This window comes from Buchnera aphidicola (Taiwanaphis decaspermi) (genome assembly GCF_039405155.1).
Classification (GTDB): domain Bacteria; phylum Pseudomonadota; class Gammaproteobacteria; order Enterobacterales; family Enterobacteriaceae; genus Buchnera_M; species Buchnera_M aphidicola_B.
On sequence record NZ_CP135049.1, the window covers coordinates 196,209 to 212,427 of the forward strand.

The 16,219-nt window shown below is 20.3% G+C and carries 17 protein-coding genes; 11 read left to right on the plus strand and 6 right to left on the minus strand.

Annotated features, from left to right (window positions below):
* The first annotated feature begins 13 nt into the window (after nucleotides 1–13).
* Both smpB and tadA read left to right on the plus strand, forming a co-directional pair.
* Nucleotides 14–469: an SsrA-binding protein SmpB gene (gene smpB / locus RJX39_RS00925; RefSeq protein WP_343192773.1), complete on the plus strand. Its 456-nt coding sequence runs from the start codon at nucleotides 14–16 to the stop codon at nucleotides 467–469.
* The gene (tadA, locus tag RJX39_RS00930; protein ID WP_343192774.1) at nucleotides 439–957 is read left to right on the plus strand and encodes a tRNA adenosine(34) deaminase TadA; all 519 of its coding nucleotides are present in this window, start codon (nucleotides 439–441) and stop codon (nucleotides 955–957) included. Before smpB ends, tadA begins: the two co-directional genes overlap by 31 nt.
* Here the strand turns inward: tadA and acpS are convergent.
* The 5 genes from acpS to lepA form a co-directional block, all read right to left on the minus strand.
* On the minus strand, nucleotides 954–1,331 hold the full coding sequence (gene acpS, locus RJX39_RS00935; protein WP_343192805.1) for a holo-ACP synthase: 378 nt from the start codon (nucleotides 1,329–1,331) through the stop codon (nucleotides 954–956). The genes tadA and acpS overlap by 4 nt on opposite strands.
* 53 nt (nucleotides 1,332–1,384) lie before the next feature.
* The gene (era, locus tag RJX39_RS00940) at nucleotides 1,385–2,233 is read right to left on the minus strand and encodes a GTPase Era (protein ID WP_343192775.1); all 849 of its coding nucleotides are present in this window, start codon (nucleotides 2,231–2,233) and stop codon (nucleotides 1,385–1,387) included.
* Between the two features lie 3 nt (nucleotides 2,234–2,236).
* Nucleotides 2,237–2,914, minus strand: coding sequence for a ribonuclease III (rnc, locus tag RJX39_RS00945; protein WP_343192776.1), 678 nt, complete (start codon nucleotides 2,912–2,914; stop codon nucleotides 2,237–2,239).
* A gap of 76 nt (nucleotides 2,915–2,990) precedes the next feature.
* The gene (gene lepB / locus RJX39_RS00950; protein ID WP_343192777.1) at nucleotides 2,991–3,812 is read right to left on the minus strand and encodes a signal peptidase I; all 822 of its coding nucleotides are present in this window, start codon (nucleotides 3,810–3,812) and stop codon (nucleotides 2,991–2,993) included.
* A gap of 11 nt (nucleotides 3,813–3,823) precedes the next feature.
* On the minus strand, nucleotides 3,824–5,623 hold the full coding sequence (gene lepA, locus RJX39_RS00955) for a translation elongation factor 4 (RefSeq protein ID WP_343192778.1): 1,800 nt from the start codon (nucleotides 5,621–5,623) through the stop codon (nucleotides 3,824–3,826).
* Between the two features lie 223 nt (nucleotides 5,624–5,846).
* Between lepA and mnmA the strand changes: the two genes are divergently transcribed.
* The 9 genes from mnmA (at nucleotide 5,847) to pyrF (ending at nucleotide 14,580) form a co-directional block, all read left to right on the plus strand.
* Nucleotides 5,847–6,923, plus strand: a complete 1,077-nt coding sequence (gene mnmA / locus RJX39_RS00960; protein ID WP_343192779.1) for a tRNA 2-thiouridine(34) synthase MnmA — start codon at nucleotides 5,847–5,849, stop codon at nucleotides 6,921–6,923.
* 31 nt (nucleotides 6,924–6,954) lie between these two features.
* On the plus strand, nucleotides 6,955–8,337 hold the full coding sequence (purB, locus tag RJX39_RS00965; RefSeq protein ID WP_343192780.1) for an adenylosuccinate lyase: 1,383 nt from the start codon (nucleotides 6,955–6,957) through the stop codon (nucleotides 8,335–8,337).
* Between the two features lie 45 nt (nucleotides 8,338–8,382).
* A complete protein-coding gene (locus RJX39_RS00970; protein ID WP_343192781.1) occupies nucleotides 8,383–8,526 on the plus strand; it encodes an SDR family oxidoreductase in 144 nt (47 codons plus the stop codon).
* A gap of 35 nt (nucleotides 8,527–8,561) precedes the next feature.
* Nucleotides 8,562–9,161, plus strand: coding sequence for an enoyl-ACP reductase FabI (locus RJX39_RS00975; RefSeq protein WP_343192806.1), 600 nt, complete (start codon nucleotides 8,562–8,564; stop codon nucleotides 9,159–9,161).
* 161 nt (nucleotides 9,162–9,322) lie between these two features.
* Nucleotides 9,323–11,257 carry an exoribonuclease II gene (locus tag RJX39_RS00980; RefSeq protein ID WP_343192782.1) on the plus strand — a complete coding sequence of 645 codons (1,935 nt, stop codon included), beginning with the start codon at nucleotides 9,323–9,325 and terminating at the stop codon, nucleotides 11,255–11,257.
* Between the two features lie 156 nt (nucleotides 11,258–11,413).
* Nucleotides 11,414–12,061 (plus strand): YchE family NAAT transporter, encoded by a 648-nt coding sequence (locus RJX39_RS00985; protein WP_343192783.1) that lies wholly within the window; start codon nucleotides 11,414–11,416, stop codon nucleotides 12,059–12,061.
* A 51-nt stretch (nucleotides 12,062–12,112) separates the two neighbouring features.
* Nucleotides 12,113–12,763: a lipoyl(octanoyl) transferase LipB gene (gene lipB / locus RJX39_RS00990; RefSeq protein ID WP_343192784.1), complete on the plus strand. Its 651-nt coding sequence runs from the start codon at nucleotides 12,113–12,115 to the stop codon at nucleotides 12,761–12,763.
* A gap of 113 nt (nucleotides 12,764–12,876) precedes the next feature.
* Nucleotides 12,877–13,773: a lipoyl synthase gene (gene lipA, locus RJX39_RS00995; RefSeq protein ID WP_343192785.1), complete on the plus strand. Its 897-nt coding sequence runs from the start codon at nucleotides 12,877–12,879 to the stop codon at nucleotides 13,771–13,773.
* 96 nt (nucleotides 13,774–13,869) lie between these two features.
* Entirely contained in the window at nucleotides 13,870–14,580 is a 711-nt protein-coding gene (pyrF, locus tag RJX39_RS01000) for an orotidine-5'-phosphate decarboxylase (protein WP_343192786.1), read from the plus strand.
* Between the two features lie 175 nt (nucleotides 14,581–14,755).
* Here the strand turns inward: pyrF and cls are convergent, their stop codons facing one another.
* Nucleotides 14,756–16,213 carry a cardiolipin synthase gene (cls, locus tag RJX39_RS01005; protein ID WP_343192787.1) on the minus strand — a complete coding sequence of 486 codons (1,458 nt, stop codon included), beginning with the start codon at nucleotides 16,211–16,213 and terminating at the stop codon, nucleotides 14,756–14,758.
* Nucleotides 16,214–16,219 lie beyond the last annotated feature (6 nt).

Genomic DNA, 16,219 nt, shown 5'->3' on the forward strand with positions numbered 1-16,219 from the left:
TAATATTTAATAGATGAAAAAAAAATATAACGTTATTTTAATTAATAAAAAATCTGCATATAATTATTTTATTATAGAAAAAATAGAAAGTGGTGTTGTTCTAAAAGGATGGGAAGTTAAATCTTTAAGAAAAAAGCAAATAAACATTAATGGAAGTTACGTATCATTTTATGATAATGAAGCTTATTTAGTTAATTCAAGTATAGAACCATTAAAATATGTTTATAATAACAATATTATTTTAAAAGAAAAAACAAGAAATAGAAAATTACTTTTACATAGACAAGAAATAAATTATTTAAAAAATAAAGTTAATAAAATGAGATTAACCATAATAATTATATCTATTTATTGGATAAAAAATTTATGTAAAATTAGATTAGGATTGGCAAAAGGAAAAAAAAAATATGATAAAAGATTATTAGATAAAAAAAAACAATGGGACAAAAACAAAAAATTATTAAGATAATAACAATCATAACTTTACCTAATATAAAAATTATGAATAAAGACATAAAATGGATGAGTGTAGCCTTAGAACAAGCAAAAAAAGCAAAAAATTCAAATGAAATACCAGTAGGATCATTGTTGATTTTATCAAATATTGTTATAGGATCAGGATATAATTTATCTATTAAGCAAAATGATCCTACTGCACATGCAGAAATAATTACTTTACGTAATGCTGGTAAATTTATAAAAAACTACAGATTGTTACAAACAACACTTTATGTTACATTAGAACCATGTCTTATGTGTATAGGAGCTATAATTAATAGTAGAATAAAAAAATTAGTATTTGGAGCTTATTCATATAAAAAAAATAAATCAATCATAAATATTTTAAAACTTTTAAATATAAAAAATAAAATGAAAATTAAAGGAGGAGTATTAAAAAATAAATGTTCTTCTTTGTTAAAAAACTTTTTTAAAGGAAAAAGAAATATTAAAAATTAGTTCTCAATAATAACTATGGCACTAGCATAATATTTTTGATCAGTTATACTTAAATGGATATATTTAACACCTATTTTTTTTAAAATTATTTTGGTTTCATTTAGAACAATTAAATTTGGTTTTCCATTTTTATTATTAAATATTTCAAAATCTGTTAAATATATATTTTTTTTTATATTTTTCAATGAGCATGCTTTGTATGCTGCTTCTTTAGAAGCAAATCTTTTTGCTAAAAAATGATCCTTATTTTTTTTTGTTAAAAATTCGTTAAATTCATTAATACATAATATTTTTTTTGCAAATTTTATTTTGTTTTTTATATTTTTGATTCTATTTATTTCTACAGTATCAATTCCTATTCCTAAAATTGTCATATTATTCAAAACCTAATTTTTTATATTATTTTAAATTTAATTATGAATTAATTTTAATATTTTGTTTTTACCCACAACATTAAGTTTACTTTGTTTTGCAAAAATTTTTCTATATTTATTCTAGACAATAAACTACATAATTTTATTTTTGAAGCTTTTTTTCCTATAAAAATTTTTTTTTTATTCAAACTATTCACAAAAATATTTATTTTAATATTATATTCATTTTTTTCATTTAAATAAAACGAATTTATTTTTAAAAAAAAATCATAAGGTAATTCCATATTTAAATTTCTCATTAATTTTTCTCTTACTATTTCTTTTATCATAAAATGTTTAGATAAATTATTAGTTTTTTTAGAAGAAAAAAAATGTTTTTTAATTGGTAATGATCTATTTACAACTTTAATTATGTTTTTAATATTAATATTTTTTTTTGCAGAAACTGGTATTAAAGATAAAAAATTTGTTTTTTTGTTTAAAAAATTTAAATAAGGTAATAATTTTTTTTTATTCTTTAACAAATCAATTTTATTTATCACTAATAAAATACAATTATTATATTTTTTTATCAAAAATAATATTTTTTCCTCATCTATACCCCAATAAATATTATCTATAACAAAAATTACTAATTTTGAATTTAAAATGTAATTCATAGTTTTTTTATCAAAATAATAATTGTTTTTTTTTTTATTAAAAATAACACCAGGACAATCTATATAAATAGATTGATAATTATCAAATGTTTTTATTCCTAATATATTTTTTTGTGTTGTGTTATTTTTTTTTGAAGTAATAGATATTTTTTTTCCTATTAATTTGTTTATTAAAGTAGATTTACCTACATTACTTTTTCCTATTATAGGTATTTCACCACAGTAACTTTTTTTTTTTATCATTATCTATTTTAATCCTAATTTTATCAATGCTAATTGTGCTGCTTGTTGTTCTGCTTTTCTTCTACTGGATCCTATTCCAATCAAACGCAACATTCCACTAATTTCACAACTTATTGTGAATAATTGATTATGTGCTTCACCACATACTTTGAGAATAAAATAAGATGGTAAAGGTAAATGTTGTGATTGCAAAAATTCTTGTAATCTGGTTTTAGGATCCTTTTGTTTATCTCCTGGACTTATTTTTTTTAAACGATTTTTGTACCATTTTAAAACTAAATCTTCTATTATTAAAATATCACTATCTAAAAAAATGCTACCAATAATGGATTCAACGGTATTAGCTAATATTGATTCTCTTCTAAAACCTCCGCTTTTTAATTCCCCTGGACCTAACTGTAAATAATCTCCTAAATTAAATTCACAAGCTATTTCAGATAGAGTATAACCTCTAACTAATGTAGCTCTCATTCTACTCATATCACCTTCATTTACACATGGAAAATTTTTATATAAATATTTAGCTATTATAAAACTTAAAATAGAATCACCTAAAAATTCTAACCTTTCATTATGTTTACTACTAGCACTACGATGAGTTAAAGCTCTATATAATAGCTTTTTATTATTATAAATATACCCTAATATTTTTTCTAATTTTCTTAATATTATTAAATTCATATAATACCAATGATTTACACAAACATTTTACAAAAATATTTATTTGTAATAATTATTAAAAATAAATAATTTATTATTAATTAATTTTACCTACTCTGTTAAATATAATTCTTATTGGAAAATTATAAGAATTTTTTTTGATATGCATCCATATGCAAACAGCTTTACCAATTATTTCTTTTTTAGAAACAAAACCCCAATATCTACTATCATAGCTATTGTCTCTACTATCACCCATAACAAAATAACATTCAGATGGAATATTCCATACTTTAAAAATTTTATTTTTATTTTTAATATCATGATTATTTATTTTTATTGAAGAATTTAATAAAATGTTATGTTCATTGTTTTCTATTTTTTCATGTTTTATTTCTGAGTTTTTATCTAAAAAATTTTTATTTTTTATATTTTTACTATATACAATATTTATCATTTCGTTATTTTTTGATAAAATAATTAATTCTTTATTTAACTCATTATATATAACCTTATCACCCGGTATTCCAATAATTCTTTTAATATAATTTATATTATGATTATGAGGATATCTAAAAACAACTACATCACCTCTATTAGGATTGCTAACTTTAAAAATGATATTATTATTAATAGGATTTTTTATTCCCCATATAAATTTATTAACCATTATATAATCACCATCATATAAAGTTGGATTCATTGAACCAGAAGGTATTCTAAAAGGTTCATATAAAAAAGATCTAATGAAAAAAATAACAAAAAATATAGGAAAAAAAGATGGCATATATTTTATAAAAAAATTTTTGTTTAAAAAATCATTATTTTTGTTTGTATAAAAAAAAATTTTTTTTAAAAAATAAGATAAACCACTCAATATAGTCAATATCATTAAAACAATTGTAAAAATATATTCCATACATTACCCCTTTATTTTAATTTACTATTAATATCTAAAATAGAGAAAAAAGCTTCTTGTGGTAGATTAATATTACCTATTTTTTTCATTCTTTTTTTTCCTTCTTTTTGTTTTTGTAATAATTTTTTTTTTCTAGTTACATCACCTCCATAACATTTAGAAATAACATTTTTTCTAAGTTGTTTTATTGTAGATCTTGCTATTATTTTATTACCTATACTTGCTTGAACTATAATATCAAATTGATGTCTTGGCATAATTTTTTTTATTTTTTTAACAATTTCTTTTGCTTTATATTGTGCATTACTTTTATGAGTTGTTATAGTTAAAGAATCTATACGATTATAATTCATATAAATATTTATAAAAACTATATCAGAAATTTTGAAATATTTAAACTTATATTGTAAAGAAGCATATCCTTTAGATATAGATTTTATAATATCAAAAAAATTTAATATTACTTCAGACATAGGTAAATCATAAGTAATTTCTACTTGTCTAGTATGATAATATATTCTTTTTTGAATTCCTCTTTTTTGAACACAAATATTCATTATTTTACCTAAATATTTTTTTGGAGAAATAATATTACATTCAACTATAGGTTCTCTTATCTCTTTTATAAATTTAAAATCAGGTAATTTTGATAAATCATAAATTTTAATAATATCATTATTATTTTTTTTAATTTCGTACATTACATTTGGAAAAGTTGAAATTAAATTTAAATTATATTCTCTTTCAAGTCTTTCTTGAACAATTTCCATATGTAACAAACCTAAAAAACCACATTTAAATCCTAAACCTAATGCTGGTGAAAAATCTTTTACGTAAGATAAAGAAGAATCGTTTAAACTCAATTTACCTAAAGCATCTTTAAAAGAATTGTATTGTTCTGATTTAGTAGTAAATATACTAGCATAGATTTGAGGTTTAATTTTTTTGAAACCTACTAATGGTTTGTCAGATGTATTATTTACTTTTGTTATTGTATCTCCAACTGGAGCTCCTAATATGTTTTTTATACCACATATAATCCATCCTACTTCACCACATGTCAATTTTTTTAGTTCAACACTTTTTGGATTAAAAATACCTATTTTTTCAACTTTATATTTTTTACCTGTACTCATAATAATTATTTTATCATGTTTAAATATTTGACCATTCTTAATTCTTATTAAAGATACAACTCCTAAGTATTTATTAAACCATGAATCAATAATTAAAGCTTGCAATGATTTTTTATTATCTCCAGAAGGAGAAGGTATTTTTTTAATTAATTTTTCAATTACTTCAATTACACCATATCCTGTTTTAGCAGAACATTTTAATATATTAGATGATGAAATTCCTATAATGTCTTCAATTTCACGTGAAACTTCATCTGGATTTGATGTTGGTAAGTCTATTTTGTTTAACACCGGTACTACAATTAAATTCATATTTAATGCTTTATGACAAGTGGATACAGTTTGAGCTTCTACTCCTTGAGTTGAATCTATTAATAACAAAGCTCCTTCACAAGCTGATAATGATCTTGAAACCTCATAACTAAAATTAACATGTCCAGGAGTATCTATAAAATTTAAATAAAAAATTTTTCCTTTTTTAGATTTATATTTAACACTAACACTTTGTGCTTTAATTGTAATTCCTCTTTCTTTTTCTAGATCCATGGAATCTAAAAATTGATTATACATTTCTCTTTTATTTAATGCTCCACAAATTTGTAATAATCTATCAGCAAAAGTTGATTTTCCATGATCAATATGTGCAATAATAGAAAAATTTCTTATATTATTCATTTTTTTTTAAAATCATATGTTTTTTTAATTTTAATTAATTGTACTAATATTAAATATAAATTTATAAAATTATTAAAAATTAATTAATTTTAAATATTATATATATAATATTTAATAAATACAATATAGTGTTTTTATATTTAATTTTGTTTACAAAAATATATTTTTTTTTTAGAATAAATTATAAAAAATAATAATTAATAATATATAATTAGTAAAAAAAATGAAAAAAATAATTGTAGGCATGTCAGGAGGTGTTGATTCTTCAGTTACAGCTTGGATATTAAAAAAAAAATATCGAGTAGAAGGTTTGTTTATGAAAAATTGGGAGGAGGATGATAAAAAAAATTTTTGTAATTCAAAAAAAGATTTAGAAGACACTGAATTGGTTTGTAAACATATAGGAATAATTTTACACAAAATAAATTTTTCTTATGAATATTGGAATGAAGTTTTTAAAATATTTATACAAGAACATAAAAAATCTAGAACACCAAATCCTGATATATTATGTAATCAAAAAATAAAATTTAAATATTTTTTAGAATATGCTATACAAAAATTAGGTGCAGATTATATAGCTACCGGACATTATGTAAGAAAAAAATATTACAAAAAAAAATTTCATATATTAAAAGGTGTGGATAAAAATAAAGATCAAAGTTATTTTCTACATAAGCTAAATAGTTATCAAATAAAAAAAAGTATATTCCCATTAGGATCTATGTTAAAAACACAAGTAAGAAAAATTGCATATTTAGCAAAAATACCTGTAGCTAAAAAAAAAGATTCTGTAGGAATATGTTTCATCGGACCTAAAAAAATAAAAAATTTTTTAAATAGATATATACATTCTAAACCTGGTAAAATTATTACAACTAATGGTAAATGTGTTGGTAATCACCATGGATTAATACATTATACTATAGGACAAAGAACTGGCTTAGGAATAGGAGGAATTAAAAATTTTTCTAATAATCCTTGGTATGTAGTAAAAAAAAATATTAGCAAAAATTTAATAATAGTATCTCAGGGATATAAAAATAGTTTTTTATTATCTAAAGGTATAATAATAAAAAAAATTTTTTTTGTGAAAAAAAAATGTTTTCCTTTAATATGTAAAATACAAACAAGATATAGACAAAAAGAAACAATATGTATTATTTATAAAAAAATAAAAAAATTTAAAGTTATTTTTGCAAAACCTATTTTATCTGTTACTCCTGGACAATCAGCTGTTTTTTATATTGGAGATATTTGTTTGGGAGGTGGAATAATATACAAAATAATATATAATTAAAATATTATAATAATCATAAGGAAAAATTAATATGATTTTTTCCCCACTAACTGCTATTTCACCAATAGATGGTAGATATAATAAACAAACTAAAAAATTAAAAAATATATTTAGTGAATATATTTTTTTAAAATATAGAATTAAAATAGAAATTTTATGGATAAAGAAATTATCTAGTGTAAAAAAAATAATAGAAATACCTTTATTAAATAAAAAAACTAATGAATATTTAGATAAAATAATTAATAAATTTAATTATAAAGATGCTTTATATATTAAAAAAATAGAAAAAAAAAACAATCATGATGTGAAATCTGTGGAATATTTTTTAAAAAAAAAATTTATAAAACATAAAAAGTTAAAAAAAATAATATCATTTATACATTTTAGTTGTACTTCAGAAGATATTAATAATCTTTCTTACGGTATAATGATTAAAAAATCAATTAATAAGATTATAAAACCTTTGTGGGAAAATATATTAATATTAATAAAAAAAATCACACTAAAAAATAAAAAGATACCTTTATTGGCAAGAACTCACGGGCAATCGGCGACACCTACAAATGTTGGAAAAGAATTTTTAAATTTCTATTACAGGTTAAACAGACAATTTAAACAATTGAACAATATAAAGATATTAGGTAAATTTAATGGTGCTACAGGTAATTATAATTCTCATAAAGTTTCTTATCCTAATATTGATTGGATTAAAATTAGTAAGGATTTTGTAAAATCCTTAGGAATAAGCTGGAATCCTTATACTACTCAAATAGAACCACATGATTACATGTCTGAACTTTTCCATTGTATTATTCGTTTTAATAATATTCTTATTAATTTATCACGTGACATATGGGGTTACATATCTTTAAATTATTTTAAACAAAAAAACATTTCTGATGAAGTAGGTTCTTCTACTATGCCTCATAAAATAAATCCTATAGATTTTGAAAATGCAGAAGGAAATTTAGAATTATCTAATTCCATGTTAAATCATATGTCGATGAAATTAACTATTTCAAGATGGCAACGTGATTTAAGTGATTCTACAGTTTTGCGTAATATAGGATCTGTTTTTGGTTATTCGACAATAGCTTATTTTTCTATTATAAAAGGATTAAAAAAAATAAAAGTTAATAAAAAAAATATTTTAAAAGATTTAAATAAACATTGGGAATTATTAGCAGAACCTATACAAATATTGATGAAAAAATATTGCATAGATAATGCATATGAGATTATAAAAAATTTTACTAAAGGTAAAAATATTAAAATTAAAGATATTAAAAATATTATCAAATCATTAGTAATACCAAATGAAGAAAAAAAAAAATTAATAAACATGACACCTGAAAAATATACTGGTCTTTCTGAGAAAATGATAGATTATTTTTTTAAAAAAAATAAATGATGTTATTTAGTTAAATATAGAAATATTTTATAATTTGGAGAATATATGACTTTATTAAAAAACAAAAAAATTTTAATCACAGGATTATTAAATAAAAAATCAATAGCTTATGGAATAGCAAAAATAATGTTACAAGAAGGAGCTGAAATTATAGTCACTTACCATAAAAAAAAAACAAAAAAAAAATAAAATTAATATCTTCTGAAATAGGTATAAAAAAATATATACTATGTGATTTATCAAAATTAAATAGTATAAAATTATTATTTTTAAAATTATCTAAATATTGGAGAAAATTTGATGGTTTAGTACATTCTATAGCATTTTCTCCAAATAAACAATTCAAAAAAAATGATTATTTAAAAATTATTAACAAAAAAATATTTAATGTTACCAATGAAATAAGTGTATATAGTTTTATAGCTATTGTAAAAGAAAGTAAAAAAATGTTAAATAAAAATTCTTCTATATTAACTATATCATATATAGGTTCAAAGTTAATTATACCTTATTATAATGCAATGGGTCCAGCTAAAGCATTATTGGAATCTAATGTAAGATATATAGCATATTCTTTAAAAAAAAAATATATCAGAGTAAACGCTATTTCCTCCGCTAGTATAAAAACAATATCTTCTTCTGTTATAAAAAATTCAAAAAAAATAATCAATAAAGATTTCAATTCAAATCTTATTGGAAGATATGTCAATATTTATGATATAGGTAAAACAGCTTCTTTTTTATGTTCAAATTTTTCCTCAGCAATTAATGGACAAATTATTTATGTAGATGGAGGATCTAATATCTATTTTAATGATAATTAATTAAAAAAAAATGATAAATAAATTTATTTTTATAAAACATTTTTTATAGTACAATAATAATATTCTGTTTTATAAAAAAAATAATTAATTTTATATTTAAGTATTATAAATAATTCTTTTTTATTTTTTATATATCTCTACTATATATTAGGTATTATTAAATGTTTCAAAATAATCCTGTGCTAATAAAGCTAAAAAAAAAATTATGTGCAAAAACTGTAAGAGTTGAAGGTACAGTTAAATCTAATAAAAAAGGTTTTGGTTTTTTAGATATAGATAAAAAAAATAGTTATTTTATCAAACCTATACATATGAAAAAAGTGATGCATGGTGATAAAGTTATTGCAAAAATACATAAGTTTGATAACAAAGAAAGTGTTGAACCAGAAAAACTTATAACACCATTCTTACATAAATTTGTTGGAAAAGTAATATATAAAAAAAATAAATTATTTGTTTTGCCGGATTATTTTTGTATAAAAAAACCAATAATGTGTATATTAAAAAAAAAATTATCTTTTAAATTACAAAATGAAGATTGGGTAATGTCTAAATTATTAAAACATCCTTTAAGAGATAATAATGTTTTTTGTGCAGAAATTATTGATTTTGTTTCCAAAAAAAATAATACATTTTCTCCTTGGTTAGTCACTTTATCTAAATATAATCTTAATAAAAAACCACCTAAAGAAAAAAACGTAATAAAATTATTAAAAAATGAAGAATTAAATAGAAAAGATTTAACAAAACTAAATTTTTTTACTATTGATAGTATGAATACAAAAGATATAGATGATGCTTTTTTTATAAAAAAAATTAATAATATTTTTTATGTAACTGTAGCTATAGCAGATCCAACAGCATATATTTCTCCTAATAGCAAGTTAGATATTTCAGCAATGAATAGAGGATATACAAACTATCTTCCAGGGTTTAACGTTCCAATGTTACCTAGATATATTTCTGAAAATATATGTTCTTTGAAACCTAATGTAAAAAGACCTGTATTAGCATGTAGTTTTACTGTATTAAAAAATGGTGATTTTGTTGATAATAAAATTAATTTTTATTTAGCATGGATCAAGTCTAAAGCTAAATTAATATATGAAAATGTATCAAATTGGTTAGAAAACACAGGTTCATGGAAACCAAAAAACGAAAATATAAAAAAACAAATAAAAATTTTTTATGAATTTTGTAATGTTAGATTTTTATGGAGAAAACGTAACGCTTTAATTTTTAAAAATACATTAGAATATAGATTTCAATTAAATGATAAATATGAAGTTTTAGGTATAAATATAGAATCTAGAAGAATAGCACACAGAATAGTTGAAGAAGCTATGTTAAGTGCAAACATTTGTGCAGCTAATTATTTAAATAAAAAATTAGGTTTTGGTATTTATAATGTTCATAATGGTTTTGATAAGAATAATTCTAAATTAGCTGCATTGTTATTATCAAGTAATGGTTTTAATTTTAATGAAAAAGATTTTTTAAATTTAAATAGTTTTTGTCAAATACATCGTATTTTTGATTTTATATCTGATAAATATGTTTATAAAAGATTTAAAAAATTGCAATCTTTTGTTGAGATAAGTAATGTTCCTTCTCCTCATTTTGCATTAGGTTTAAACTTTTATGCAACGTGGACATCTCCCATTAGAAAATATAGTGATATGATAAATCACAGATTAATTAAATCTGTAATAAGAAAAATAGATGTTGATATGCCTAACAATAAAATTTTATCTAAAATAATTGAAAATAAAAGAAAAATAAGAATGTCAGAAAAGGATATACAAAATTGGTTGTATGTTATTTTTTTAAAAAAAGTAGAAGGTAAAAAAATATTTTTAGCGGAAATCATAGATGTATTTAAAAGTGGATTACGCGTTAAAATAATTAAAAATGGTGCATATGCTTTTATTCCTACAATTTTAATACACAATATGAAAAATGAAGTTTTTTGTAACTATGATAATGGATCAGTTTACATTAAAAATAAATTAAAATACAAAATATCTGATTTAATCAAGATAAAGATATTCAAAGTAAAAATAAAAAATCGTAATATAATAGCGAAAATATATTAATATATAATTTATTCCAAAAAACTTGATAATTTAATTATTTTGTATTTAAAAATAAATTTATATATATAAGTATTATAAATATTAATTTATTAAGTTAAATAATTTAAAATAATTGTTTTTTATATATAATATTAATCTTATTAAGGAATATCATTTATGACTGTATCAAATATTTTATTATCTGAATATGTTCAGTTTTTTTTAAGATTATTTGCATTAGTTAACCCTATAGGAATGATTCCAATATTTGTTAGTTTAACTAATAATAAAACTAAAAAAGCAATAAATAAAATTAATTTAATATCTAATATATCAGTAATAATAATTTTATCTTCTTCTTTATTGTTAGGTAATTTTATACTAAATATGTTTAGTATATCAATTGATTCATTTCGAATAGCTGGTGGTATTTTAATATCTTTTGTATCTATTTCTATGTTAAATGGCAAATTAAATAATTCTTTACATCAAAAAAAAAATATTGATCATAAAAACAGCTCTACTGACATAGCAGTAGTTCCATTAGCAATACCTTTAATTGCAGGTCCAGGAGCAATAAGTTCTACTATTGTTTGGAGTTCTCATTACAGCAATATTCAAAACATCATGTTATGTATTTTAACAATAATATTTTTTTCTATTTTTTGTTGGTTTTGTTTTAAAATGTCACCTATTGTAGTAAAAATTTTAGGAAAAACAGGTATTATCGTTATAACTAAAATAATGGGTTTATTATTATTATCTTTAAGTATAGAATGCATTACTTCCGGTATTAAATCTATATTCCCAATATTATCATATTAAAATGTTTTATTTAATATAAAAAATTAATTTTTATAAAAAATAGGAGATTTATTGAACAATATTTTTATTATAAGAGATTTAGGATTAACAACATATAAATTTATTTTAAAAAAAATGAATTCTTTTACTAAATATAGAAATAGTAAAACTTTAAATGAAATTTGGTTTACTGAGCATTATCCTGTTTATACTATAGGTCAATCTATAAAAAATCAAAAAATAATATTCAAAAAAAAATACAGCAATATACCTATTATTAATAGTAATAGAGGAGGTAATATAACTTATCATGGACCAGGACAACAATTAATATATTTTTTAATAAATATAAAAAAAAAAAATATGAACATATATCAACTTATAAAATGTATAGAATTATCTATAATACTTACTTTAAAAAAAATAGGCATTAAAACAAATAATAACAACATAATGCCAGGAATATATGTTAATAATAAAAAAGTTGGTTTTATAGGATTAAGAATAAGTAGAGGTTGTTCTTTGCATGGAGTATCATTAAATGTTAACATGAATTTAAATCCTTTTTTGAATATAGTACCATGTGGTGATTCTTCAATAAAAGTAGATCAAATTAGCAATTATTTTTTTTTTAAAAATGTATTTAATATAAAAAATATGTTATTAAAAAAAATTATTAATGTTTTTAAAATAAAAAAAACATTTATAAAAAATTATATTTAAATTTATTAAAATATTATTAAAGTTATATTTATTTGATACTTAATAATTTTTAATTATTAAAATAATTTTACTAATTTAATTTTTTATATAATTTATGTAAAAGAACAAAAAATATGATTAAAAAAAATACAAAAAGTAATTTAGATATAAAAAAAAAACCTGAGTGGATAAAAATAAGATTACCTTATAATAATCACAAAATTAAAAAAATAAAAAAAATAATAAAGAAAAATGGTTTACATTCTGTTTGTCAAGAAGCTATGTGTCCTAATATATCAGAATGTTTTTCTAATGGAACAGCAACATTTATGATATTAGGTAATATATGTACACGTAAATGTTCTTTTTGTGCAGTTTCCAAAGGAAGACCTTTGCTAGTAGATTTAGAAGAACCTATTAAATTATCAAATACAATTTTACTAATGAAAATAAATTATGTAGTAATAACCTCAGTAACCAGAGATGATTTGAAAGATGGAGGATCTAAACAATTTGTAAGATGTATTAAAGAAATTAAAAAAAAAACAAAAAATATAAAAATTGAAATATTAGTTCCTGATTTTAAAAATTGTGTAAATAAAGCTATTAAAATAATTAGTTCTAATCCTCCAGATATATTTAATCATAATATAGAAAACGTACCAAGACTTTATAAAATAATTAGACCAGGTGCAAATTATTCTTCTTCATTAAAATTACTTGAAAAATTTAAAAAAAAAAACTCGTATATACCTACTAAATCAGGATTGATGTTGGGTCTAGGAGAAAAATATAAAGAAATTATTAAAGTTATGAAGGATTTAAAATCTCATGGTGTAAATATCATAACAATAGGACAATATTTACAACCAAGTAAAAAACATTTACCAGTACAACGTTATATAACACCATTAGAATTTTTACATATAAAAAAAGAAGCTTTTTCTATAGGTTTTGAGAAAGTAGTTTCAGGTTCTTTTGTAAGATCTTCTTACAGAGCAGATTTGCAATACCATGGTGATATTATATAATTTTACAAATTTGATAATCATAATATATTTATATATATATATATATTATTAAATATTAATTATTTTTATTTTATAATAACTAAAAGTGGTTAAAATATGTCTAATAATTTTTTGTTAAAAAAAAAAATAATAATTGCAATAGATTTTTCTGATATTTTGCTAGCAAAAAAAATAATTGACTTTTTAGATCCAAAGATTTATCGATTAAAAATAGGAAAAGAGTCTTTTATTAGATTTGGAACTGAATTTATAATATATTTGCATAAATTAGGTTTCGATGTTTTTTTAGATTTGAAATTTCATGATATTCCTAACACTGTAGCAAAAGCTGTAAGTGCTGTTGCAGATATAGGAGTTTGGATGATAAGTGTACATTGTATGGGAGGAGAAAATATGTTAAAGTCTGCTAAATTAGCTTTGTTACCTTTTAAAAAAGATGCTCCTTTACTAATTGGAGTAACTATTTTAACTAGTATATCACATAAACAATTATTTAAATTAGGAATACATAAATCATGCAAAAAATATGTTTTATTTCTAGCAAAAATGGCTGAAAAATGTGGTTTAGATGGTGTAATATGTGCAGGAGAAGATATAAAAAATATTAAAAAAAAAATAGGAAATAAATTTAAAATTATTACTCCAGGCATAAGACTTAATAAAGATGAAAACTTACATGATCAATATAGAACAATGACACCAATGAAAGCATTTAAGTTAGGATCGGATTATATAGTTATTGGAAGAACTATTACTAAATCAAAAAATCCTATAGATAGATTACAATCGTTAATTTTATCTATATAACTAATTTTTTTAAAAAAAAATATAATATTCTAAAATTTATTTGTAATAATATTTATTTTTATAATGAAATATAATATTAAAACAGTAGCAATTATTTTTTAAAAAAAAAAATTAGTATTATTAAAATTAATTAATTTATGAAAATTTATTTAAAATATATTATTAAAAAATTAAATCACAATAATGGTCTAAAAAACAAAAATATTTTTTCTATAAATTTTTCCCATTTAGAACGCAAAGACCAAATATCTAATTTTAATAATTTAGATTTTTTTATGTATTTTTTTTGTATAGATTCTAATTTATGACTAAATTTTTTATCATCTATTAGTAAATTTATTTCATAATTTAAGCATAAGCTTCTCATATCCAAGTTTGCTGTACCTACTAAACTCAATTGTTGATCTATTAAAATGCTTTTTACATGTAAAAAACCTCCTTTAAATTGATATATTTTTACTCCAGACTCTAATAATTCTGTAAAAAAATATCTACTAGCCCAATAAACTAATATGGAATCTATGTATTTAGGTATGATAATATTAACGTCAATTCCTTTTTCTGCTGCGGAACAAATAGCAAATAATAGGTCTTCGCTAGGTACTAAATATGGTGTTGTTATAATTATTTTTTTTTTAGCAGAATATATTGTATTTAAAAAAGTTTGATGTATAATATCTTGTGTTGAATTAAAATTTGAAGAAATTACTTGTGTAATATTTTTATTATTTTTTGATATTATATTAATATTTTTTTTGTTTATTTTGGGGAAAATACTGATTCCTGTCTCTATTTCCCAGTCATGTGAATATACTATACCTAAACTTGTAACTACAGGACCTTTCATTCTGGTCATTAAATCTAACCATTGACCTACTCCTGAAGATTTTTTAAAATAGATAGGATCAACTAAATTCATGCTACCTGTATATGCTATATAATCATCAATTAATATAATTTTTCTATGTTGTCTTATATCAATTCTTTTAAAAAAAATTGTTAAAATATTTATTTTAAATACTTTTATTATATGAATGCCAGATTTTTTCATTATTTTGAACCATCTACTTCTAAAAAAAAACATACTACCTACATAATCTAACATTAACCTACAATATATACCTCTTTTAGCAGAATATATTAAAGCTAAAGCAACTTGATCAGCTAAACCACCAGGTTGCCAAATATAAAAAACCATTTCAATATTTTTACGAGCTGTATATATATCATATATCAACATATGAATTGTTTTTTGAGCACTATTAATTAATCTTAATTTGTTTCCTTGAGTACTATTTATTCCTTGTTTTTTTTTGCATAATATGAATAATGATTTAGCAATTTTACTGTTATTAATTTGAAAATTTTTTTTATAATTTTTTAAATTATTAAACCAATTAGATAATTTAAACCATATGTTATTTTCAACTCCAAAATTATTATTAATATATATACCATCTAAAAATATCCATGCAATCACCCCTAAAACAGGAAAAGTATAAATTATTAATATCCAAAAAATAACAGACTTAACATTTTTATATGAGTTAATAATTTTTGTCAATGTGGTGATTACTAAAATATAATAAATAGATGTTTTTATAAAATTAAATATGTTATAAGAAATATTCATTTTTTC

What these genes read in the sequence shown, in the direction of transcription:
- tadA (WP_343192774.1), top strand. Translation starts at nt 439, where the DNA reads ATGGGACAAAAACAAAAAATTATTAAGATAATAACAATCATAACTTTA.
- RJX39_RS00970 (WP_343192781.1), top strand. Translation starts at nt 8,383, where the DNA reads ATGACTTTATTAAAAAACAAAAAAATTTTAATCACAGGATTATTAAAT.
- lepB (WP_343192777.1), bottom strand. Translation starts at nt 3,812, where the DNA reads ATGGAATATATTTTTACAATTGTTTTAATGATATTGACTATATTGAGT.
- purB (WP_343192780.1), top strand. Translation starts at nt 6,955, where the DNA reads ATGATTTTTTCCCCACTAACTGCTATTTCACCAATAGATGGTAGATAT.
- mnmA (WP_343192779.1), top strand. Translation starts at nt 5,847, where the DNA reads ATGAAAAAAATAATTGTAGGCATGTCAGGAGGTGTTGATTCTTCAGTT.
- pyrF (WP_343192786.1), top strand. Translation starts at nt 13,870, where the DNA reads ATGTCTAATAATTTTTTGTTAAAAAAAAAAATAATAATTGCAATAGAT.
- smpB (WP_343192773.1), top strand. Translation starts at nt 14, where the DNA reads ATGAAAAAAAAATATAACGTTATTTTAATTAATAAAAAATCTGCATAT.
- lepA (WP_343192778.1), bottom strand. Translation starts at nt 5,623, where the DNA reads ATGAATAATATAAGAAATTTTTCTATTATTGCACATATTGATCATGGA.
- era (WP_343192775.1), bottom strand. Translation starts at nt 2,233, where the DNA reads ATGATAAAAAAAAAAAGTTACTGTGGTGAAATACCTATAATAGGAAAA.
- cls (WP_343192787.1), bottom strand. Translation starts at nt 16,213, where the DNA reads ATGAATATTTCTTATAACATATTTAATTTTATAAAAACATCTATTTAT.
- RJX39_RS00985 (WP_343192783.1), top strand. Translation starts at nt 11,414, where the DNA reads ATGACTGTATCAAATATTTTATTATCTGAATATGTTCAGTTTTTTTTA.
- rnc (WP_343192776.1), bottom strand. Translation starts at nt 2,914, where the DNA reads ATGAATTTAATAATATTAAGAAAATTAGAAAAAATATTAGGGTATATT.
- RJX39_RS00980 (WP_343192782.1), top strand. Translation starts at nt 9,323, where the DNA reads ATGTTTCAAAATAATCCTGTGCTAATAAAGCTAAAAAAAAAATTATGT.
- lipA (WP_343192785.1), top strand. Translation starts at nt 12,877, where the DNA reads ATGATTAAAAAAAATACAAAAAGTAATTTAGATATAAAAAAAAAACCT.
- acpS (WP_343192805.1), bottom strand. Translation starts at nt 1,331, where the DNA reads ATGACAATTTTAGGAATAGGAATTGATACTGTAGAAATAAATAGAATC.